This window comes from Brucella tritici, from assembly GCF_902825325.1.
Classification (GTDB): Bacteria; Pseudomonadota; Alphaproteobacteria; order Rhizobiales; family Rhizobiaceae; genus Brucella.
In genome coordinates this window covers 225,477-247,354 of sequence record NZ_CADEAR010000004.1, presented here as the reverse complement: position 1 = coordinate 247,354, position 21,878 = coordinate 225,477, and the positions used below count along the sequence as shown (strand labels likewise).

Sequence of the window (21,878 nt, the reverse complement as noted above, 5' to 3'; positions counted from 1 at the left end):
TCCGGCTTCTATCTCAGAGCCACGTTAGCACTCTCGCATGATGAGTGCTAACAAGCGCGGATCGGCTCGATCCGTTAACAGGGTTCAACGTCTATAACACCAAGGGTTATACCATGGCTGATATCAAGTTCCGCCCGCTTCATGACCGCGTCGTCGTTCGTCGCGTTGAATCGGAAGCCAAGACCGCTGGCGGCATCATCATCCCTGACACCGCCAAGGAAAAGCCGCAGGAAGGCGAAATCGTCGCTGTTGGCGCAGGCGCCCGTGACGAAGCTGGCAAGCTGATCGCTCTGGAAGTCAAGGCTGGCGACAAGGTTCTGTTCGGCAAGTGGTCGGGCACCGAAGTCAAGATCGGCGGCGAAGACCTGCTGATCATGAAGGAATCCGACATTCTGGGTATCGTTGGCTAATTAGCCAGAAGCGTTTCGCTTTTATCCTAGAAATCCAATTCACCATAATCTGACCGGGATATTCCCAGGAGAGTAAAATGGCTGCAAAAGACGTAAAATTCGGCCGCACTGCGCGCGAAAAGATGCTGCGCGGCGTCGATATCCTCGCTGACGCTGTTAAGGTAACGCTCGGCCCCAAGGGTCGTAATGTTGTCATCGACAAGTCCTTCGGCGCACCGCGCATCACCAAGGACGGCGTATCGGTCGCCAAGGAAATCGAACTGGAAGACAAGTTCGAAAACATGGGCGCACAGATGCTGCGCGAAGTGGCTTCGAAAACCAACGACACTGCTGGTGATGGCACGACGACTGCAACTGTTCTCGGTCAGGCAATCGTTCAGGAAGGCGCAAAGGCTGTTGCTGCCGGCATGAACCCGATGGACCTGAAGCGCGGTATCGACCTCGCAGTAACCGAAGTTGTTGCTGAACTTCTCGGCAAGGCCAAGAAGATCAACACTTCGGAAGAAGTTGCTCAGGTCGGCACGATCTCTGCCAACGGCGAAGCCGAAATCGGCAAGATGATCGCTGACGCGATGCAGAAGGTCGGCAATGAAGGCGTGATCACGGTTGAAGAAGCCAAGACCGCTGAAACCGAACTCGAAGTTGTCGAAGGCATGCAGTTCGACCGCGGTTACCTGTCGCCTTACTTCGTCACCAACCCGGAAAAGATGGTTGCTGACCTGGAAGACGCTTACATCCTCCTGCACGAAAAGAAGCTCTCGAACCTTCAGGCTCTCCTGCCGGTTCTGGAAGCTGTCGTTCAGACTTCCAAGCCACTCGTCATCATCGCTGAAGACGTCGAAGGCGAAGCTCTTGCAACGCTCGTCGTCAACAAGCTGCGTGGCGGCCTGAAGATTGCTGCTGTCAAGGCTCCTGGTTTCGGCGATCGCCGCAAGGCCATGTTGGAAGACATCGCGATCCTCACCGGCGGTCAGGTCATCTCTGAAGACCTCGGCATCAAGCTCGAAACCGTTACGCTCGACATGCTCGGCCGCGCAAAGAAGGTTTCGATCTCGAAGGAAAACACCACGATCGTTGACGGTGCAGGCCAGAAGGCTGAAATCGACGCTCGCGTTTCGCAGATCAAGCAGCAGATCGAAGAAACCTCTTCGGACTATGATCGTGAAAAGCTTCAGGAACGTCTTGCCAAGCTTGCTGGTGGCGTTGCCGTGATCCGCGTCGGCGGTGCAACGGAAGTTGAAGTGAAGGAAAAGAAGGACCGCGTTGACGACGCCCTGAATGCAACCCGCGCTGCGGTTGAAGAAGGCATCGTTGCTGGTGGCGGCACTGCCCTCCTCCGCGCTTCGGCCAAGATCTCTGCCAAGGGCATCAACGCCGACCAAGAAGCTGGTATCAACATCGTTCGTCGCGCTCTGCAGGCTCCGGCTCGCCAGATCACGACCAATGCCGGTGAAGAAGCTTCGGTTATTGTTGGCAAGATCCTTGAAAATGCCTCTGAAACCTATGGCTACAACACTGCCAATGGTGAATTCGGCGACTTGATCAAGGCTGGCGTTGTCGATCCGGTCAAGGTTGTCCGCACCGCTCTGCAGAACGCAGCATCGGTTGCCGGCCTCCTGATCACGACGGAAGCTATGATCGCCGAACTGCCTAAGAAGGATGCAGCTCCGGCTGGCATGCCTGGCGGTATGGGTGGCATGGGCGGCATGGATTTCTAAAAAGCCCATAAAGCACGCCCATCAAGTAACAAGCTCGCACCGCAGAGCGGTGCAGGTGGCAGCACGGATTTTTAAGAGGTCCGTAAAGCTTACCTTGGTGAGAATGCGAGAAAGGCGGCCCAAGGCCGCCTTTCTTTTTACGTCGCATAACCGTTTGTGATTTATGAAAAATTTACTCTGCTCGCGCTTTGCAGCAGCGAAGTCGTTATTTTAGAAACTTCTGATTGACTCATAACCACCAATCATGGTCAATCCCGAATGATATGGAGATGGACTTCCTGTTTGCCCCCGCACTTTGGAAGTCCTGTCTCAGGCAACAGGAAAGGCAGGCTTCGGCCTGTCTTTCCACTTGTACTCCTCAACGATTAGCTCTCATTCTGCAGCGTCGATCTGTGCATTACCTGACGCTAAAGCATCATAGCGGGCACGAGCGACCAGCACCTTTGCTTCATTGGCTATCGCCCACTCACCCAGCGCTCGCACAGGGCGCAAAAGATCGCACCCCAATTCGGTCAATTCATATTCGACCTTTGGCGGGATTGTCGGAAAGAGAGTGCGCTTGACGAAACCATCCCGTTCCAGATTACGTAACGTCGTCGTCAGCATTTTTTGCGAAATACCATCCACTGTTCGACGCAATTCGTTGAACCGCATTGGACCATTGCCGAGATAACTCACCACAAACACTGTCCATTTATCGCCAACTCGCGACAAGATCTCTGCTACAGTCCTGCATGCACTGGTTTCCTTGAAGTCACTGGGTTCCATAAAAGTGCCTCCTTGCGCCGCCAATTAGTCACTTATATAGCGTCGGTTTCCAATGGTTACCACTCTAATAAAGGTGCTATCTATGTCTAAGCTCAAAGTCGCAGTCATCGTCGGCAGCACGCGCGAACAGCGTTTTGCCCCAGTTCCCGCCCAGTGGATTGCGAAACTCGCTGCCGAACGGGCCGCACTGGACGTGGAAATTCTCGATATTGCCGACTATCCGATGGGCTTCTATGGCGACACTTCCACCACGACTGCACAAGCGGAAACTGCCGACAAATGGAAAACCAAGCTGCGCGAGTTCGACGCCTACATTCTGACCGCGGCTGAATACAACCACGCTCCCACTGCGGTTCTGAAGAACGCCATCGACTACGGTGACTGGATTCAGAAGCCAATGGGGTTTGTCGGTTATGGCGGCGTTGGCGGCGCTCGCGCTGTCGAACAACTGCGGATGATTGCCGTCGAAATGTCTTCTATGTCCGTCAAAACCGGCGTTCATATCCTTTTTCCTGATTATCTCGCTGTCGTCAAAGGCGAGAATAAGCTGGACGATTTCCCGCATCTTGGGGAAGCTGCCAAGAACATGCTGGATCAGCTGATCTGGTGGGGCAAGGCCCTTAAGTCTGCACGTTCGGCATAAACAAGACGGCAGGCCGGAACGTTGGGGTTCCGGCTTGCCGCTGGCATTGTATGCCCTATGATTATCTGCAGTCACAATGGAATGGATGATCATATGCGCAAAGAACTTCCCATCGCCACAGCTCCGAAAGACGGCAGTAAGATAACAGTCGTCTGGACCGATGAAGATGACCAGCGCAATGAGTCAATTGCACAGTATCGAACGCTAGCCCAGTTGCAGGCCGGCGGCGGTCAATGGGATGAGACTGATACAGGCTGGTGGACGTTCACCGATAGTAAGACCCAGCGCAAGATCGAACCGACCGCCTGGATTTCCGAAGCGGATGACAGTGAGGATGAGGATGACGCTTGACCGTGCAGGTCCGGTCAATAAAATTTGACTTTTATAGTCATATTTTATCAAGTGATTGCGTTATAGTAGTTTCACAAAGAAACATCAGCCCGCCAAGGACCCGGCGGTGCTATATTTGCTTAGAATGGCTCGGCTTCGAGTCCAAGTTACCCGGAGACCTGAAATGACCGCTATGCGTACCGAGACAGATACGTTCGGACCGATTGATGTTCCTGCGGACCGTTACTGGGGCGCCCAGACGCAACGCTCATTGCAAAACTTCAAGATCGGCGGGGAGCGCATGCCGCTTCCATTGGTTCACGCATTGGGTGTCGTCAAGCGCGCAGCGGCAGAAACCAATATTGCGCTTGGCAAACTCGATCCGATTCTCGGTCAGGTCATTGCTGTAGCGGCTTCAGAAGTCATTGAGGGCAAACTCGATGACCATTTCCCACTGGTCGTCTGGCAGACTGGTTCGGGAACGCAATCGAACATGAATGCCAACGAGGTCATCTCAAACCGGGCTATAGAGCTTCTCGGTGGTGAAAAGGGGTCCAAGAAGCCGGTCCATCCCAATGACCACGTGAATATGAGCCAGTCGTCCAATGATAGCTTCCCGACGGCGATCCACGTCGCTACGGCAGTTGAGGCAGTCAATCGACTTTACCCGGCGCTTGAACACCTGACCAAGGCGCTTCAGGTCAAGGAAGAGGCATTTAAGGATATCATCAAGATCGGCCGTACCCATACGCAGGATGCGACGCCGGTCACACTCGGACAGGAATTTTCCGGTTATCGCGCCGCATTGGAATATGCGCGTCATCGTATCCAGCAATCACTCGCAGACATTTTTCTGCTCGCGCAAGGCGGAACTGCAGTCGGTACGGGCCTCAACGCACCGGTTGGTTTCGATACAGGCTTCGCCGATGCGGTGAGCGAAATTACCGGCCTTACTTTCAAGACTGCGCCCAATAAATTTGAGGCTCTAGCCAGCCATGGTGCCATTCTCAACTTCCACGGCAGCCTGAACGCCTTGGCGGCAGATCTTTTCAAGATAGCCAACGACATCCGTTTCCTCGGTTCAGGTCCTCGTTCCGGCTTGGGTGAACTGTCATTGCCGGAAAACGAACCAGGGTCGTCCATCATGCCCGGAAAGGTCAACCCGACCCAGGCCGAGGCTTTGACGATGGTGGCAACACAAGTATTCGGCAACCAGACCACTGTCACCGTTGCTGCAAGCCAAGGCCATTTTGAGCTCAATGTGTTCAAACCGGTGATCGCATTTAACGTTCTGCAATCAATCCGCATTCTTAGCGACGCCATGGTGTCGTTTGCTGATCATTGTGTCGAGGGAATCGAACCGAATCTGAACCGTATCAAGGAACTGCTGGACCGCTCGCTGATGCTCGTGACCGCACTGGCCCCGGCCATCGGTTATGACAATGCGGCCAAAATCGCCAAGACTGCTCACAAGAATGGAACGACTTTGCGCGAAGAAGCATTGGCGAGTGGATTGGTGTCGGAAGCAGACTATGAGCGACTGGTGCGCGCGGAGAGAATGATTGCGCCAGAATGAATTGTATTCATACTGTAAACAAACTGTCGAGGATTAGACGGCTTTCCTTGACAGTCAGTAATCGTTAATTGATGCCCCAGTTCAACAGGAGATAGCCCCGCATGTCCTCTATCACTCCGCAGACCAATGGCGTTGTAACGCTCATTGCCCGCATTTTCCTTTCAATTCTCTTCATCCTTGCTGGCTATGCCAAGCTGACCGCCATCTCGGGTACCGCAGGTTATTTTGCTGGCCTTGGCCTTCCGGTTCCGACCGTTACGGCTGTTATTGTCGGTCTGGTGGAATTTGTTGGCGGCCTCGCAATTCTCGTCGGTTTTCAGACCCGCATCGCGGCAGCCGTTGTCGGTCTGTTCACCATCGGCGCGACGCTTGTTGCCCATATGGACTTCTCGCAGGGTATGAACGCCATGATGGCGCAGAAAAACCTCGCAATTGCCGGTGGTCTTTTCATCCTTGCCCTGCATGGCGCAGGTTCGCTTTCGATCGACGCCAAGCGCAGCTGATCAAGTACCGCAAAGACAACGAAACCGCGCCATTTTCATGGCGCGGTTTTCTTATCTCTAAACCCTTGTCGTCAGCACAATCACAATGCTGGATACTCCTCGAACTGAGGCAGATCATCCAGAATGTCATACCATTGAGCTTTCGAGCCAACGAAAATATGGGCCGACGGCTTCAGGCTTGGCTCCTCAGCCAATACACCATAATTGACATGAACATATTCCCCGTCGCGAACAATGGAATATAGAAAAGAAGCGCAAGCAGCACAGCGCACATCGTGATCGGTCTCGTTGCCGACAAACATGAGCAACGCTTTGTCGTTCGCCCCTTCCAATGCGTTGGTTCTTATTCCGCCAAAAGCCTTGAATGCACTGCCCGTCGCACGACGACATAATGAACAATGGCAGTTCAGGGCGTATTCGAATTCATCTGGCACGGTGAAACGGACAGCTTCACAAGCACAACGACCAATCAATCTCCGCACACCGTTCATCTGGACTGTTCCGAGTTCCAATTGTGAAATCGCAACTCGCAACATAAAAGACAAACTTGAAGTTATCTACCCGTCCAATCCTTTACGAATACGGGTCGCAACTTCAGTGACACGTGAATTCTCCCGGCTGCGGCGTGCCGAAACAAGGCAAGCCTGCGAGCGCAAAATAACGCCATCTTCCAAAACCTTGAGACGGTTGGCCCGCAGCGTTGAACCGGTCGATGTAATATCAACGATCATGTCCGCAGAACCAGCCGCCGGAGCGCCTTCAGTGGCACCAAGGCTTTCAACGATGCGGTAAACCTGAATGCCATGCTTTTGCGAAAAAAACTGCTGTGTCAGTCGCCAATATTTGGTGGCGATGCGCAGACGACGACCATGGCGTTGGCGGAAATCTGCCGCTACATCATCCAGATCGGCCATGCTGGTCACATCGCGCCAGACTTCAGGCACTGCCACGATCACGTCGGCATGACCAAATCCCAATTCGGCTTCAATAGCCACACGTTCTTCCGAATGCGCCAATGTTTCGCGAACAAGATCTTCGCCTGTAACGCCCAGATCAACGCTGCCATATCCCAACTCGCGGGCAATTTCGGAAGCTGAAAGGAACAGAATATCTAGATCAGGCTCGCCCTCGACACGCGCTCGGTAATTACGCGAGTCGTCTGGCAGGATCACCCTGTAGCCCGCCTTTTCGAGCACTGCGAGCGTCTGTTCCTTCAACCGTCCCTTGGACGGCAACGCGAGGGTGACACTCATTTTTTCTCTCCCGCCAGGGCCTGAAGCCGGTCCAGCCAGATGGAAAAGCCAACGCCGGGAATGTTTTCGGAAGCGCCAAGCATGGTCAGAAGGCGATCATAGCGGCCACCACCTGCCAGAACAGCATCCTTCTCCACGCCTGTGGCACGAATCTCATAGACGAGGCCGGTATAATAATCGAGCGGGCGCCCGAAAGAGGCATCGTAGATAATATCTTTCGTAGCAATCCCCTCATTCGCAACAGCTTCACTACGCGCTTCAAACTTCTGCAATACCGCAGCAAGATCAAGGGCGTGTTCCGATGCGAACGCCCGCAAGGTAACGGCTGCGGAATCAAGCGATACACGCATTTCGAGAAACTGCTTCAAGAGGTCGAGCGCAGATGCCGGGAAACGCGTGGCCGCCAAATCCTCCTTTTCGATCAACCGCCGTGCAATCTCTGCGGGCGAGCGTCCAGAGCTAGGCGAAATGCCAGCTTCTAACATTTCCGCTTCCAGCATGCGCGCAAGCCCGGTTTCGTCGCCTTCTGCGACCAGAACGGCAAGGGTTTCCGGCAATGGATCACGCCGCTGTGCGCCGGTCAGCTCGGCTAGTACCTGCTCCATCGAATTCGCGTCGCCAAAAGAACGCAAAAGCTTCTTGCGCCAGCCTTGTGGCAGGCCCAGCGCCTTCAGCATGCCCGCAAAAACCGACTGGTCTCCCAAAACGATCTCAAGTTCTGCTTCCGGAGCCGCAGCACGAACGCAGGAAAGCGCATCTGCAATTGAGCGCGCATCCGAAGCCGCTTCGTCGGAAGCGCCCAAGTCTTCAATACCAGCCTGAAGGAATTCAGCCGCTCCGTCACGACGCTGACGGAACACTTCGCCCAGATAAGCATAGCGCTTCGGCGTGGCGGCATTCAGAGCGATGTGGTTGCGGCAGACGGGAATTGTAAATTCCGGTCGCAAGCACAAACTATCGCCATTCTCGTTTTCGGTCAGAAAAATGCGGCGGCGCAAATCCTCACCCGCCATATCCAGAAATGGATCAGCTGGCTGGATCAGCGGAATTTCGACAAGTTCGGCTTCGCGCGCATCAAGCGTTGCACGAAGAGAATTGAGAACACCAGATGAGCTCGATCCAGCCATGGTTTCCGTCACTTAGACTGCTCTGCGCGATCTTGCGCCTGACTGGCAAGGATTTCACGGACAGCATTGATGAGATCATCTTCCTTGGCCGTGATCTGCGCCGGACGGCTTTCACGCCAGGTTACATTGTCCTCGATCTCCGCAGAAAGACGCTTGCCCTCGACCAGATCCTTGATCTGCACCTCACCGGCCTCACGCTCCTGCGAACCCTGAATGATGACGCACGGAGCCTCACGGCGATCAGCATATTTCATCTGCGCCTTCATGCCAGATCCGCCAACATACATTTCAGCGCGAATGCCAGCTTGGCGCAGATCGGAGACCATTTTCTGATAGCGCCCAAGGCTTTCCGTATCCTTGTCCATGACCAGAACCACTACCGGCCCGACGACATCGGAAACATCCAGTTTGCCGAGGTTCTTCAAAGCCGTCATCAGACGCGAAACACCGATGGAGAAGCCTGTCGCAGGAACTGGTTCACCCCGGAAGCGTGACACGAGACCGTCGTAACGGCCACCGCCCCCCACCGAACCGAACACGACCTTCTGGCCGTCTTCATTAGTCACATCGAACAGAAGTTCTGCCTCGAAAACCGGACCAGTGTAATATTCAAGACCGCGCACAACAGATGGATCGATCTTCACACGACCATCATAGCCGCCCGCAGAGAACAGCGCCTGCATGTCGGCGAGTTCGGTCACACCTTCTTCGCCCTTGGCGTTGCCTGCGACGACTGCACGGAGATTGGCGATTGTATCGGCACCCGTCGCACCACCGGCGGCGGTGAAAGCCAGCACCTTTTCAATCGCGGCATCGGTCAACTCTGCGCCCTTGGTGAAATCGCCACTTTCATCGAGGCGACCTTTACCGAGCAGAAGGCGAACGCCTTCCGGGCCAAATTTGTCGAGCTTGTCGATGGCGCGCAACACATTCAGGCGTTTCGCAGCATTGCTCTCACCTGCAAGGCCGATGGCTTCCAGCACGCCATCGAGAACCTTGCGGTTATTGACGCGGATCGCATAATCGCCACGACGGATGCCAAGGCGCTCCAGCGTGTCGGCCATCAACATGCACATTTCAGCATCAGCAGAGACATTCGGCGCACCGACCGTGTCAGCGTCGAACTGCATGAACTGACGGAAACGGCCCGGTCCCGGCTTTTCATTGCGGAACACCCAACCATTACGATAGCTGCGATAAGGCTTTGGCAGCGACTCGTAGTTTTCGGCAACAAAACGTGCCAGCGGCGCAGTCAGATCGTAGCGCAGCGACAGCCATTGTTCATCGTCGTCCTGAAACGAGAACACGCCTTCGTTCGGGCGATCTTGATCCGGAAGGAACTTGCCAAGCGCGTCCGTATATTCCACGAGCGGAGTTTCCACCGGCTCGAAGCCATAAAGGTCATAAACTTCCCGGATGGTCGCCATCATCTTTTCAGCGGCGCGCAAATCATCCGGCACCCGATCGACAAACCCGCGCGGCAACCGCGCCTTCATCTTGTCCGCTTTATCGGCCATTTTTCCTGCCTGATCGCTGATTTATACATACATGCCGATTGGAACCGGCATCAATTCTGTTGCCGGTTTCCTAACCGATCAAGTCCGTTGCGGCAAGTGCGGGAAGCGTGTTCAGCGTGTCGCAATGGCGACAGCCGCTCCCGCCATCATGCCAGCGCTGGTTCTATTGGCAATTCGCATCATGCGGGGACTGCGCAGAAACCGTCGCGCCTGCGCTGCGAGCACCACCCATGCGGTATCGACTGCTGCGAGAACCGCAAACATGACCAGCAGCAATTCGCCCCAGCCAACCAGCGAAACATGGGTGATATCAACCACCGTCGGCAAGATGGCGAGGTAGAAAACCATGATCTTCGGATTGCCGAGTGTGATCGCCAGCGCACTAAGGAAGAGCTTCCCCGCTTCACCCTGACGCGGAACGGCATCTCCATCTGCAACTTCATCTACCGGAGCGATCCACATCTTCCACGAAAGATAGACCAGATAGGCTACGCCCACATATTTGAGGATGAGAAACGCTGTATGAAACGTATTAGCCAGCGCGGCCAGTCCCCAAACCGCGAGTGAAAGCCAGATGGCATCACCGAGCCACAGACCGAACATGAATGGAAAAACGCCCTTGTGGCCGCGGCTGATGACACGTGCCACCAACGCGCCGACATTCGGTCCGGGCGTGCCCGCCGCCACGACCAGAATACCGGCAAATGCCAACAACGACACCAAGTCCATGATCGTCTCCCATACTCAAAGATGGATGTTTCTCGCAGAAATGATGCGGCTTAGCAATCGTTGCTCTAGCTCGGTCGTTTGAAACTCTGTCGCAATTTTTCAATGTGAGTCCGACAATGGCAACCCTCAATGTGGTCGTTCACCAGTCCCATGGCCTGCATGAAGGCGTAAACCGTGGTCGGCCCAACGAATGACCAGCCGCGCTTCTTCAGGTCTTTGGAGATGCGGATGGAAGTCTCAGTCGTCGGGTTGGCGACAAGAGTTGGATAGTCCACCACGGCAGGGCGATCTTTAGCCCCCGGCTCGAAAGACCAGAAATAGGCCGCAAGTGAACCCTTTTCTGCAACCAGTTCAATTGCGCGCTTGGCGTTATTAATCGTGGATTCGATCTTGCCGCGGTGACGCACAATTCCCTTGTCGGCCAGCAAGCGCTCCACATCCTCTTGATTGTACTGCGCAACACGATGGAAATCGAAGCCATCGAAAGCTGTACGAAAATTCTCGCGTTTGCGCAAAATCGTGAGCCACGACAGGCCTGATTGGAAACCCTCGAGGCAGATTTTCTCGAAAAGCCGGAAATCGTCAGAGACAGGAACCCCCCATTCATTGTCATGATAAGCAAGGTAATCCGGTAACTCGCCCGGCCAGAAACAACGTGCCATACCATCGGCGCCGACGATCAGGCCGGTTTTTGCCTCAGTAACCTCGCTCATTGTTCCGCCTCTCAAGTTTCATCCATAATTAATTATGTCACGCAACCTGACACTAACCACAACTTTAATTGGAAGGACCATCAGGCGAAACACGCGACCAAAATTTACCTTTACGATTCCATTCCAGCACACAATCCCTACACGAGCATGAGGGTCGCTCTCCTGACAGCTGATGTCAGGAGCTGCAACGGGCAACTGCGCCACAAAGATTTTCCGGCGCAAAGAGACGGATCTGGATTATGAAACCACGTCATCTTCTTTTAATCGGATCGCTTGCGGCGATTGCTGTTTCCATCGTCAGCACGGGTATGGCGTTTGCCAATGACCGCTATGCAACCCTGCCGCCGGTGAGTGTGAGTCCTGACCTCTCTGCCCCTTGGGTAGCTCAGTTGCATGGACAACCCGCCCGCATCAAGGCCGTACCGCAATCTTTACAGCCAGCGCCACGTGTTGGAGCCAGGCAGAAGCAAAAAGTCAAATCGAACTATCGCCAGGTTTCCTATCAACGACCGCCCGCAAATCCGGCAAACACGGTACGAAAGCACCAGATTGATCCCGTTTATCTGCCGCAGATGGTGTCCTATTCCGGCAACGAAAAAACGGGAACAATCGTCATCGATACAAGCAAGCGCTTCCTTTATCTCGTTCAACCTGGCGGGAAGGCGATGCGATATGGTGTTGGCGTCGGCAAGCAGGGATTTAGTTGGAAGGGGTCGCAGCGCATCAGCCGCAAGGCTGAATGGCCAACCTGGACGCCACCGAAGGAAATGATTGCACGCGAGCGCAAGAAGGGACGTATTCTGCCTGCACGCATGGAAGGCGGCGTCAACAATCCTCTCGGCGCACGTGCCCTTTATCTCGGTTCGACGCTTTATCGCATCCACGGAACTAATCAGCCATGGACCATCGGCAAGGCGATGTCGTCCGGCTGTATTCGCATGCGTAACGAAGACGTCACTGATCTTTATGAACGTGTTCCAGTTGGTGCAAAGGTCGTTGTCCGCTAACCAAACCATTTTGCATGCCATTTGCGACTGTCTTCTCCCGAAGGCGGTCGTATTGTTTTCACAAATCTGAAAAGATCAAAATTTCTGCACAGAAAGAATGATCGCAGACTTCGAAACATGCCTGAAAGGGCTTTTCCTTTTGCCCCAAACACCCATATGCTGACCATGGCAAAGTCCAGAAAGATATGGAAAAGGCTGCCGGATGGCAGTTGTGCTGGAGAAGAAAACCGGCATGTAGGTCAATAGCATTTATGCGCATAAAGGGGCCACCCCGCGCCGAATGCTTCGGAGGGAAAGGATAAATCATGACCGTATCGACAGTTAAACTGAACGACGGCAATCACATTCCGCAGCTCGGTTACGGTGTCTGGCAAGTGGGTAACGACGAAGCGGTCGCCGCTGTCAGTGAAGCGTTGAAAGCAGGATATCGCCACATCGATACCGCTGCCATTTATGGCAATGAAGAGGGCGTCGGCAAGGCGATCAAGGGTTCCGGTATCGAGCGTGGCGACATTTTCCTCACCACGAAATTGTGGAACAGCGAACAAGGCTATGAATCAACGCTGAAAGCATTCGACACCAGCCTGAAAAAGCTTGGTACGGACTATGTGGATCTTTATCTCATCCACTGGCCGATGCCATCAAAAGACCTTTTCATGGAAACATGGCGCGCGTTTCTTAAACTGAAAGAAGAAGGCCGCGCCAAATCCATTGGCGTATCCAACTTCCGTACAGCCGATCTCGAACGCATCATCAAGGAAAGCGGCGTTACGCCTGTTCTTAACCAGATTGAATTGCATCCACAATTCCAGCAGGACGAGTTGCGTCTGTTCCACAGCAAACACAACATCGCAACAGAAGCCTGGAGCCCACTCGGTCAGGGTAAAATTCTGGAGGAGGCCACGCTGAAAACCATCGCGGAGAAGCATGGCAAGTCGGTTGCACAGGTCATTCTGCGCTGGCACATCGAGACAGGTAATATCGTCATCCCGAAGTCCGTTACTCCTGCCCGCATCAAGGAAAACTTCGATATTTTCGATTTCCATCTCAACGGAACCGATCACGATGCGATTACGAAACTGGACAAGGCCGATGGCCGTATAGGTCCGAACCCGAGTACATTCTCGGCCGGCTGAACAGGTATCAAAGAAAAACCGGGCAAGCGCCCGGTTTTTTTATGCAGCGCTTTGTGACAATCCTTGCGGCTTCGGTCCACCATAGGCCCAGTCAATCAGTTCCACAGTATGCACAATGGGTAGTTTGCTGCCGGTTGCGATCTGCGTCATGCAACCGATATTGCCGGTAGCGATCAGATTAGCTCCCGTCGCCTCGATATTCTTCACTTTACGGTCGCGAAGTTTTGCAGCAATTTCCGGCTGCATGATGTTGTAAGTACCCGCCGACCCACAGCACAGATGCCCCTCCAGCGGCTCCTTCACCGTGAAGCCCGCTTTGGACAGCAGGTCTTTCGGCTGGCGTACGATTTTCTGCCCATGCTGCATGGAACAGGCAGAATGATAGGCAACTGTCAGTGCCTGCGGTGCATCCGGCTCGGGCAGATCAATGTTTGCCAGATATTCAGTGATGTCCTTGGCCAGTGCCGATACGCGTGCTGCCTTGTCCTTGTAGGATGAATCGAGGCGCAGCATGTAACCGTAGTCCTTGATGGTCGTGCCGCAGCCCGATGCCGTGACGATAATGGCATCAAGACCACCCGCTTCGATCTCACGCGTCCAGATATCGACATTGTGCCGTGCCTGATCAAGCGCCTGCTCTTCGCGTCCCATATGATGGACCAGCGAACCGCAACAGCCCTCGCCTTTCGGTGTCACGACCTCAATGCCGAAACGGTTCAAAAGGCGTAAGGTTGCCGCATTAATGCCTGGATTGAGCACTGGTTGCGCACAACCGTTGAGGATCGCAACGCGACCACGCTTCTCGCCTTTGGCGGCACTGATCGTTTCGACATTGGCGGCGGCTGGCAAATTTTGTGGAGCAAGATCAAGCATTGCCGCCATCGGTCGCAGGGCCTGGCTCTTTCGCAGAAGCGGCGCAAACGGCTTGCCGATCTTCGCAAGCTTTAGTGCTGCACGGAAGCGCCCCGGATAGGGCAACACCTGCGCCAGAACCCCACGCAAGAAGCGGTTCATAAATGGGCGCTTATAGGTCTTTTCGATATGCGCACGCGCATGATCGACCAGATGCATGTAATTGACGCCCGAAGGGCAGGTTGTCATGCAGGAGAGGCAGGACAGACAGCGGTCGACATGGCGCACGATTTCCTCATCCGCCGGGCGGCCGTTTTCCAGCATATCCTTGATCAGATAAATGCGTCCGCGGGGACTGTCGAGTTCGTTACCGAGCGTCACATATGTCGGGCATGTGGCGGTACAGAAGCCGCAATGCACGCATTTCCGCAGGATTTTTTCGGCTTCGTTGACACCGGGATCGCGCAGTTGGTCGGGGCTGAAATGAGTCTGCATGTGTTCAAGCTCCAGCCTGACGGGGATGCATACGCCCCGGATTGAGGATATTCTCCGGATCGAATTGCTGCTTCAACCGCTGCGACAATGCCGCAAGGGCTGCTGGCTGCGGTTCGAACACATGGATACTGGCGCGGATTGCTTCCGACGCGCGCACCAGCGTCGCATGACCACCACCATGTCTGGCGATGAGCTTGCGCAAAATCTGCGCTTCCGGCTCAGCTTCCATCCGCATCCAGATCAGGCCGCCCTGCCAGTCGTAATAGGCATCGACACCGGCATGACGGCGGAATTCATCCACCATCTGCCAGCCCTGCATCGGCGCCATCGAGACGCGCCAGACCACGCGATTGTCATCGGCCTTGGCATAGGGATGCACATCGCGCACTTCGCGCCAGAGCTGTTGCGACTGCGTTCCGTCCAGCACATCAACCGCACCCGACCCGCTGAGCAGCGTCTGCAACTGTCGGCTGCGATGCGCGACCGAGGGCGCAAAGCCCTCAAGCCGCAATACCGTCGCCGCTTCCCAGCCCAGTTTGCCATCGAGAAAGCAATTGGCAACCGTGGGCGGCAAATGTGCCGCGGAAGCAACTTCCTCGCGCGATCCCATGGCCATTGCCATAATACGCGTCGCCTGCTCATCGGTCAGTCCGCGCACGGCGAGCGTCGCCGCCGTCTCCGGTTTCGGCAGAACCTTGAACGTCACCTCCGTGGCGATGCCTAGCGTCCCCCATGAATTAGCCATGCCTTTCGACAAATCATAGCCAGTCACGTTCTTGACCACACGACCGCCAGATTTGAACAACTCGCCACGTCCGGACACAACGCGCACGCCAAGCACATGATCACGGGCGGCACCCGCTTTGATGCGGCGCGGACCGGACAGATTGGCGGCAAGCGCTCCACCGATCGTGCCACGCCCGCTCTCGCCCGACAGCAACGGACCGTAATCCATCGGTTCGAAATGAAAGCATTGATTGTTATCGGCCAAAAGCTTTTCGATCTCGGCCATTGGCGTTCCAGCCTTTGCCGAAAGCACCAGTTCGTCCGGTTCGTACAAGGTCACGCCAGTAAGCCGCGACACGTCGAGTACGCGGCCTGCGTCGACCCTGTGTCCGATGCCGCGCTTGGAGCCATGGCTGATGATTTCAAGCGGGGTGGAACTGGCCAGCGCATCCTGCACCACATCCAGAACGCCCGTCTCATCCTGCGGCTTTAGAATATTTGCATCACTCATGATCAAAACCACAACTCAGAATCGAGGAATATCCGGGAAGGCCAGCTCACCGCGATGCACATGCATGCGGCCAAGCTCGGCGCAGCGGCGCAATTGCGGAAACACCTTGCCGGGATTGAGCAGATGCTTGGCATCGAAAGCACATTTGACACGCATCTGCTGATCGAGGTCGATCTCGTTGAACATTTCCGGCATCAGATCGCGCTTTTCAATGCCGACACCATGTTCGCCGGTGAGAACACCGCCAACCTTCACGCAAAGACGTAAAATGTCCGCGCCAAAATCTTCCGCAGCTTCCAGTTCGCCAGGGATATTCGCATCATAGAGGATAAGCGGATGCAGGTTGCCATCGCCGGCATGGAATACATTGGCCACCCGCAATCCATATTTTTCGGACAGTTCGCGCATCCCCGACAAAACACGCGGCAGCTCTTTACGCGGAATGGTGCCGTCCATGCACAGATAGTCCGGCGAGATGCGTCCTACTGCCGGGAATGCAGCTTTCCGCCCCGCCCAGAAAGCCAGACGCTGTTCTTCCGACTGAGACAGAATACACGTCGTGGAACCATTTTGGAGCGCCAGCGCTTCGACCCGCCCGATCAGATAATCCACTTCAACTGGAGGTCCATCCAGTTCGACAATCAACAATGCTTCAACATCCAGCGGATAGCCTACACGGACAAAATCCTCCGCCGCTTTGATAGCCGGCCTGTCCATCATCTCCATTCCACCGGGAATGATGCCTGCACCGATAATATCAGCCACACACTGACCAGCCTGCTCGCTGGATGGAAAGCCAACCATGACAGCGCGCGCCGTTTCCGGCTTTTGCAGGATACGGACCGTAATTTCTGTCACGACGCCGAGCAGCCCTTCCGATCCGGTCATCAGACCGAGAAGATCATAACCCTCACTATCGAGATGCTTGCCGCCAAGCCGGAGCACCTCACCGGTAATCAGCACCATTTCAATGCCGAGTACATTATTCGCTGTCAGACCGTATTTGAGGCAGTGCACACCGCCTGCGTTTTCTGCGACATTACCGCCAATGGAGCAGGCGATCTGCGACGACGGATCGGGTGCGTAATAAAAGCCCTCATGTTCAACAGCCTTGGTGATGCCAAGATTGGTAACGCCCGGCTGCACCACCGCGACACGATTTGGATAATCGATTTCGAGAATGCGATTGAAGCGCGACATGCCAAGCAGAACTGCATCCTGCAATGGCATTGAGCCACCGGACAACGATGTACCCGCGCCGCGCGGCACCACGCGAATATTATTATCGTGACAATAGCGCAGAACCTGCGAAACCTGTTCTACCGTTTCTGGCAGCACAACGACCAGCGGCAACGAACGGTGCGCGGTCAGGCCATCGCTCTCAAACACGCGCATTGCATTGATAGCATCGACAACGCCCTCGCCCGGCACGATTCCGCGCAGATCGGCGACAATCTGCTCGCGTCGCTGCATGACGGACGCGTCTGGTTCCGGCATGATAAGTCCGCTCATATTCTCCTCCACCACGTATGTGGTCAAAGTGCACTCCGTACCATTTTCGTCAAGTGGTAAATCATTTTTACCACTTTAGTCAGCAGCTAAACAGTTTCCACGCTGCGGCATAATTGCTTGCCTAGTTTCCTAGCGCTCGGCTAGATGCTTTAAACCCAACGCTTGAGCAAAAGCACGGCAGGGAGTGGGATAACAGAACATGATGAGCAGTCTGGCGGATATGGAAATTTTTGCCCGCGTCGTGGCAACGGGCAGCATGTCAGCAGCCGCACGCGATCTGAGTCTCTCACCAGCAGTCGTATCGAAGCGCCTGGGACGGTTGGAAGAACGTCTCGGAACCCGGCTGCTTCAACGCACAACCCGCCAGATCGCGCTGACTGAGGCGGGTCAAGGCTATCATGAACGGGTTCTCGCCATTCTCTCTAACATCGAGGAAGCGGAAGCCTTTGTTGCTCGCCGTTCGGCCGATGCGCGCGGAACACTGAAAATTTCGGCACCGACGACTTTCGGTCGCATGCACATTGCGCCTTATCTCGTACCATTCATGCGCGCTAATGCCGATCTTACCGTCAATATGCAGCTTACCGATGAGATGGTCGACATCGTGGGCGATGGATATGATCTGGCCATTCGGATCGCGGAGCTTTCCGATTCAACCCTCGTCGCGCGCCGTCTTGCCCCAGTGCGTCGTATTCTCGTCGCCTCACCCGGTTATATTGCGGAACGCGGTACACCACAGACGATTGAGGACCTGCAGGAGCATATCTGCCTGGCACCCCACAACAACGACCCCTGGCGACTGGAAGGGCCGAAGGGTCCAATTGTCATACGCCCGGTGGGTCCACTGCAAACCAATTCCAGCGAAATGGTACGCGAGGCAGTCCTGGCAGGCCTTGGCATAGCGCAACGCTCAACCTGGGATATCGGCCCGGAACTTGCAGCGGGCAAGTTGGTGCAAGTGCTGCCCGACTATGCTGCTTCTCGCAACGTTGCAATTCATGCCGTCTATCCGTCGAAACAGTTCCTCCCGGCTAAGGTCAGACTGTTCATCGACTATCTGACAGATCTTTATGGCCCTGTCCCTTACTGGGAGAGCGGCGCATCTCCGCACGAAGTAGCAAAGAAATAGACTGGCTTTCATTCGTCGGTTAATAAGTCGCGCGCGCTATATTAGCGTGCCAGCATATACAGCTGACTAAGCTTTTGATTCTAAAAGGCTTAGATATCCCGTAATCCGTTATTCAAGCGAATCGGATGATTTCCTCCCGTTGTCCTGATTTTCTGGGAAAAATGATGAACACACCTGTACGTTTTATTCTAGCAATCATCGTCGCCGTTATCGTCGGCTGTGGTTTCATGTTCTATGACAAATCGCGCGGCGCTGAATGGGTCGTTTCACCACAGCAGATCGAACAAGCCAAAGCTGACGGCAAATCCGGCGTCGAAAGCCGCCCCGGTACAGTAACTGTACTTCCCATCCGTAGCGAAACAGCCGACGCACTTCCGTTCAAATGGGCCATGTATGGCCTTGTCGCAGGACTTTTCGTACTCGTCGCGACACGCAAGCGCAAAAAAGCCTGATCATTTTTCGACCATAACTCCTGAGAGCCCGATTCCATTATCGACCGGGCTCTCATTTTCAATATATTCCGTTGCCGGACATCAGCCTAAAGGCTACTTTGCCGCCGTTATGGAGAGGGCTTCAGACGGCATGGCCGAAACGATTTTTTCACGCATACAGGCAAGCCGCACGGCAGACGACGTCGTGCACCAGATTGAAACGCTTATTCTCGAAGGCGTTCTGCGTGGTGGCGATCGGCTTCCCGGCGAGCGTGAGCTGGCGCGCCAGTTCGACATTTCCCGCCCGATACTTCGCGACGCGCTCAAGAGACTTGAGACCGCCGAACTCCTGATCTCCCGCCATGGCGGAGGCACATTCGTTGCAGACGTGATCGGACAAGTGTTCAGCGCCCCTGTGGTCAAACTTTTTGCCGATCACCGCAAGGCAACTGCAGACTACCTTGAATATCGGCGAGAGATTGAAAGCATCGCGGCAGAATACGCGGCACTTCGAGCCACACCAGCCGACAAGGCACTTCTGACTGAAATCATGGAAGCCATGGAAAAAGCTCATGGCGTCAGTGACTTTGACACGGAAGCACGCCTCGACGTGGAATTGCACAATGCTATTGGCGAAGCAGCACACAACATCGTTCTGCTGCATACCCTTCGGTCTTGCTATCAACTGCTGAAGGATGGTGTTTTTTACAATCGCAGCCTTATTTACAGCTATCCTGGCGTCGCTGACATGTTCCTGTCGCAACATCGCGCCATTTACGATGCCGTCATGGCCGGCAATCCGCAGGCGGCTCGCGAAGCGGTTCAAAAGCACATTCGCTTCGTGGAACAGGCAACCCATGATCGCGAACTGCACGAAGAACGTGAACGCGTCTCACGTCTGCGCTACCGACAGCGGGCGGGCGTGAAGGCGAGCAAAGACATTAAGGAAGATGACGGTCAATGAGCGTGGTTTTCAAGGATGCGAAAGGGCCGGACGGTATCCGCCTCTATGCCATTGGGGACGTGCATGGCCGTCTCGACTTGTTACAGGACATGCACGGGCTCATCCGTGCCGACCTTGACCAACGTCCTGCTCACGACTGGCGTATCATTCACCTTGGCGATTACATAGATCGCGGCCCGAGCTCAAAGGAAGTGCTGGATTTTCTGATTGAACTGTCGCGTCGGGATAAGCGCATCATTTCGCTACTAGGCAATCACGACGACGGCTTCCTTACCTATCTGGCAACGGGAGACGTCGCAGGGATATTTGCATTGCACGGCGGCGTCGATACCGCCCGCTCCTACGGTGTGGAAGTTGACTTTACTGATACAGATTCAGCCCGACGAGGTCATGCAGCGCTCGTTAAAGCTGTTCCACAAGATCATATCGACTTCATCCGCGCTATGCCGCGCTCAGTCGCTTTTGGCGAATGCTTCTTCTGTCATGCGGGTATAAACCCCGTTGTTCCGTTAGATGCACAAGATCCGGAAGAATTGATCTGGATTCGCACGGCTTTCCTCAAATGGACTGCCCCCTTCGAAAAGCTCATCATCCACGGGCATACACCGCAAAGTGCTATCGATATTCAGCCCAACAGGGTCAATCTCGATACATATGCCTGGAAAAGCGGACAGCTTTCAACCATCGTAATAGATGGTTCGGAAAAGCGTTTTATCGAAGCGAAATAGTGCGCCTAGTGCGCGCTGGAAATGCCGTAGCCGTCGGTGGACATCGCATTGTTGCCGGCATCGACGGTGAATATGCCGACCGCCATGAATACAATCGCGGAAACCATCAGTACGGTGAGAAGAGCGGCATGTTTGGCGGTCATATTCGGAAACTCTTTCGACTGGGGCCGGACGAAATTCGTTAGACGAGCCGCCACTTGGGAGCCTGGCAATCAGCCCTGCTCGTTCGGTTGCTGCCCGGGGAGACGGTGTCCAGTTACACTCGAAAAAAGTTACCTGCAACTGAACGGTTCCAGCCAAACCATCGCTTTTCTCTTGAAAAACCGAATTGGTTGAACGCTGTGGCAAAGCCGCAACGCGATACTTCGACTTAAGGTTAAGGCGCAGTTACGAAGCCTCTAGATTTGGTTTACCCACGCCTTGGCTAATGCAGCACCTGCAGCATCCGCCTGTATTCCGAACTTATTTGCCAGCACTGGGTGCTGTACTGCCCAATCCGGTGCGAAACCCGCAATCATCTCACTTAGCTGATCGTTCCATTCAGCGACAAGCTGTGTGTTCGCCTCGAAATGAAACTGCGTGCCATAAACTGCGCGCCCGATGCGATAAGCCTGATGAGGCGTCATATCACTCGTCGCCATATGCAATGCGTCCTTCGGAAGTGAAAACGTATCGCGGTGCCAGTGAAAGATTGGGAAGGCGTCTCCTGCGGCAGACAATACCGGGTCGCCTTTGCCTTCCTCGGTAAGCCGAACTTCTTGCCAGCCGAACTCAATGGGCCGGTCCAGAATATTTGCGCCGCCATAAGCACGCGCGATGAGCTGACTGCCCAGACAAATGCCAAGAACGGCCTTATCGCTGTCACCAAACTGACGAATGAGCTCAAGCAAATGCGGGAAATACGGACATTTAGCGTCGGCCAGCGCATTCTGCTCGCCCCCAAGCACAATCAAGGCTTGATATCCATCGTCGTCACCGGGCAATGCATCCCCGCTGTATGGATGACGCAGATCAATCGAATAGCCAGCATCTGCCAGAACGGGTTCAATTTGTCCCAATCCAGAGCCTTCATAGTTCTGAACGACCAGTACACCCATGAG

Annotated in this window: 24 protein-coding genes; 12 read left to right on the top strand and 12 right to left on the bottom strand. The window is 54.7% G+C overall.

The window, feature by feature from the left end; translation table 11 throughout:
• Nucleotides 1-113 precede the first annotated feature (113 nt).
• Both groES and groL read left to right on the top strand, forming a co-directional pair.
• Nucleotides 114-410 (top strand): co-chaperone GroES, encoded by a 297-nt coding sequence (groES, locus tag HWX93_RS07810; protein WP_006472506.1) that lies wholly within the window; start codon nt 114-116, stop codon nt 408-410.
• 77 nt (nt 411-487) lie between these two features.
• On the top strand, nt 488-2,128 hold the full coding sequence (gene groL / locus HWX93_RS07805) for a chaperonin GroEL (RefSeq protein ID WP_061346604.1): 1,641 nt from the start codon (nt 488-490) through the stop codon (nt 2,126-2,128).
• 372 nt (nt 2,129-2,500) lie between these two features.
• Here groL and HWX93_RS07800 read toward each other — a convergent pair whose 3' ends face one another.
• Nucleotides 2,501-2,896 carry a winged helix-turn-helix transcriptional regulator gene (locus HWX93_RS07800; RefSeq protein WP_176037041.1) on the bottom strand — a complete coding sequence of 132 codons (396 nt, stop codon included), beginning with the start codon at nt 2,894-2,896 and terminating at the stop codon, nt 2,501-2,503.
• Nucleotides 2,897-2,978: 82 nt separating this feature from the next.
• Between HWX93_RS07800 and HWX93_RS07795 the strand changes: the two genes are divergently transcribed.
• The 4 genes from HWX93_RS07795 (at nt 2,979) to HWX93_RS07780 (ending at nt 5,948) form a co-directional block, all read left to right on the top strand.
• On the top strand, nt 2,979-3,539 hold the full coding sequence (locus HWX93_RS07795) for an NADPH-dependent FMN reductase (protein ID WP_176037040.1): 561 nt from the start codon (nt 2,979-2,981) through the stop codon (nt 3,537-3,539).
• A 93-nt stretch (nt 3,540-3,632) separates the two neighbouring features.
• On the top strand, nt 3,633-3,890 hold the full coding sequence (locus HWX93_RS07790; protein ID WP_109986936.1) for a hypothetical protein: 258 nt from the start codon (nt 3,633-3,635) through the stop codon (nt 3,888-3,890).
• Between the two features lie 163 nt (nt 3,891-4,053).
• Nucleotides 4,054-5,445 carry a class II fumarate hydratase gene (gene fumC / locus HWX93_RS07785; RefSeq protein WP_176037039.1) on the top strand — a complete coding sequence of 464 codons (1,392 nt, stop codon included), beginning with the start codon at nt 4,054-4,056 and terminating at the stop codon, nt 5,443-5,445.
• Between the two features lie 101 nt (nt 5,446-5,546).
• Nucleotides 5,547-5,948, top strand: a complete 402-nt coding sequence (locus HWX93_RS07780) for a DoxX family protein (RefSeq protein WP_109986826.1) — start codon at nt 5,547-5,549, stop codon at nt 5,946-5,948.
• Nucleotides 5,949-6,028: 80 nt separating this feature from the next.
• On the opposite strand, the gene HWX93_RS07775 is transcribed toward HWX93_RS07780, so the two are convergent.
• The 6 genes from HWX93_RS07775 to HWX93_RS07750 all read right to left on the bottom strand — a co-directional run bounded on the left by HWX93_RS07775 (nt 6,029) and on the right by HWX93_RS07750 (nt 11,287).
• On the bottom strand, nt 6,029-6,439 hold the full coding sequence (locus HWX93_RS07775) for a GFA family protein (RefSeq protein ID WP_235969079.1): 411 nt from the start codon (nt 6,437-6,439) through the stop codon (nt 6,029-6,031).
• A 66-nt stretch (nt 6,440-6,505) separates the two neighbouring features.
• Complete coding sequence (gene hisG, locus HWX93_RS07770) at nt 6,506-7,201, bottom strand: ATP phosphoribosyltransferase (protein WP_109986824.1); 696 nt, start codon at nt 7,199-7,201, stop codon at nt 6,506-6,508.
• A complete protein-coding gene (locus tag HWX93_RS07765; RefSeq protein WP_176037038.1) occupies nt 7,198-8,328 on the bottom strand; it encodes an ATP phosphoribosyltransferase regulatory subunit in 1,131 nt (376 codons plus the stop codon). Before HWX93_RS07765 ends, hisG begins: the two co-directional genes overlap by 4 nt.
• An 8-nt stretch (nt 8,329-8,336) precedes the next feature.
• Nucleotides 8,337-9,845, bottom strand: coding sequence for a histidine--tRNA ligase (hisS, locus tag HWX93_RS07760; RefSeq protein ID WP_176037037.1), 1,509 nt, complete (start codon nt 9,843-9,845; stop codon nt 8,337-8,339).
• 111 nt (nt 9,846-9,956) lie between these two features.
• Nucleotides 9,957-10,574: a LysE family translocator gene (locus HWX93_RS07755; protein ID WP_176037036.1), complete on the bottom strand. Its 618-nt coding sequence runs from the start codon at nt 10,572-10,574 to the stop codon at nt 9,957-9,959.
• A gap of 65 nt (nt 10,575-10,639) precedes the next feature.
• On the bottom strand, nt 10,640-11,287 hold the full coding sequence (locus tag HWX93_RS07750) for a DNA-3-methyladenine glycosylase I (RefSeq protein ID WP_176037035.1): 648 nt from the start codon (nt 11,285-11,287) through the stop codon (nt 10,640-10,642).
• A 239-nt stretch (nt 11,288-11,526) separates the two neighbouring features.
• Here HWX93_RS07750 and HWX93_RS07745 point away from each other — a divergent pair, with 239 nt between their 5' ends.
• Entirely contained in the window at nt 11,527-12,294 is a 768-nt protein-coding gene (locus HWX93_RS07745) for a L,D-transpeptidase (protein WP_176037034.1), read from the top strand.
• Between the two features lie 305 nt (nt 12,295-12,599).
• Nucleotides 12,600-13,430 (top strand): aldo/keto reductase, encoded by an 831-nt coding sequence (locus HWX93_RS07740; protein WP_176037033.1) that lies wholly within the window; start codon nt 12,600-12,602, stop codon nt 13,428-13,430.
• A gap of 39 nt (nt 13,431-13,469) precedes the next feature.
• Here HWX93_RS07740 and glcF read toward each other — a convergent pair whose 3' ends face one another.
• From glcF to HWX93_RS07725, 3 genes are read right to left on the bottom strand one after another with little or no spacing between them, the layout of a single operon-like run.
• On the bottom strand, nt 13,470-14,777 hold the full coding sequence (gene glcF, locus HWX93_RS07735) for a glycolate oxidase subunit GlcF (RefSeq protein WP_176037032.1): 1,308 nt from the start codon (nt 14,775-14,777) through the stop codon (nt 13,470-13,472).
• A gap of 4 nt (nt 14,778-14,781) precedes the next feature.
• The gene (gene glcE, locus HWX93_RS07730; protein WP_176037031.1) at nt 14,782-16,014 is read right to left on the bottom strand and encodes a glycolate oxidase subunit GlcE; all 1,233 of its coding nucleotides are present in this window, start codon (nt 16,012-16,014) and stop codon (nt 14,782-14,784) included.
• A 15-nt stretch (nt 16,015-16,029) separates the two neighbouring features.
• Nucleotides 16,030-17,526, bottom strand: coding sequence for an FAD-linked oxidase C-terminal domain-containing protein (locus HWX93_RS07725; protein WP_176037030.1), 1,497 nt, complete (start codon nt 17,524-17,526; stop codon nt 16,030-16,032).
• 199 nt (nt 17,527-17,725) lie between these two features.
• Between HWX93_RS07725 and HWX93_RS07720 the strand changes: the two genes are divergently transcribed.
• From HWX93_RS07720 to HWX93_RS07705, 4 genes are all read left to right on the top strand, one after another.
• Nucleotides 17,726-18,655: a LysR family transcriptional regulator gene (locus HWX93_RS07720; RefSeq protein ID WP_109986816.1), complete on the top strand. Its 930-nt coding sequence runs from the start codon at nt 17,726-17,728 to the stop codon at nt 18,653-18,655.
• 164 nt (nt 18,656-18,819) lie between these two features.
• The gene (locus HWX93_RS07715) at nt 18,820-19,107 is read left to right on the top strand and encodes a hypothetical protein (protein ID WP_071630503.1); all 288 of its coding nucleotides are present in this window, start codon (nt 18,820-18,822) and stop codon (nt 19,105-19,107) included.
• A 130-nt stretch (nt 19,108-19,237) separates the two neighbouring features.
• Nucleotides 19,238-20,050 carry an FCD domain-containing protein gene (locus tag HWX93_RS07710; protein ID WP_176037029.1) on the top strand — a complete coding sequence of 271 codons (813 nt, stop codon included), beginning with the start codon at nt 19,238-19,240 and terminating at the stop codon, nt 20,048-20,050.
• Complete coding sequence (locus HWX93_RS07705) at nt 20,047-20,778, top strand: metallophosphoesterase (RefSeq protein WP_109986813.1); 732 nt, start codon at nt 20,047-20,049, stop codon at nt 20,776-20,778. The genes HWX93_RS07710 and HWX93_RS07705 overlap by 4 nt, the downstream gene beginning before the upstream one ends.
• A 5-nt stretch (nt 20,779-20,783) precedes the next feature.
• On the opposite strand, the gene HWX93_RS07700 is transcribed toward HWX93_RS07705, so the two are convergent.
• Nucleotides 20,784-20,921, bottom strand: coding sequence for a hypothetical protein (locus tag HWX93_RS07700; RefSeq protein ID WP_010660970.1), 138 nt, complete (start codon nt 20,919-20,921; stop codon nt 20,784-20,786).
• A gap of 255 nt (nt 20,922-21,176) precedes the next feature.
• Nucleotides 21,177-21,875 (bottom strand): type 1 glutamine amidotransferase, encoded by a 699-nt coding sequence (locus HWX93_RS07695; protein WP_176037028.1) that lies wholly within the window; start codon nt 21,873-21,875, stop codon nt 21,177-21,179.
• Between the last annotated feature and the right edge of the window lie 3 nt (nt 21,876-21,878).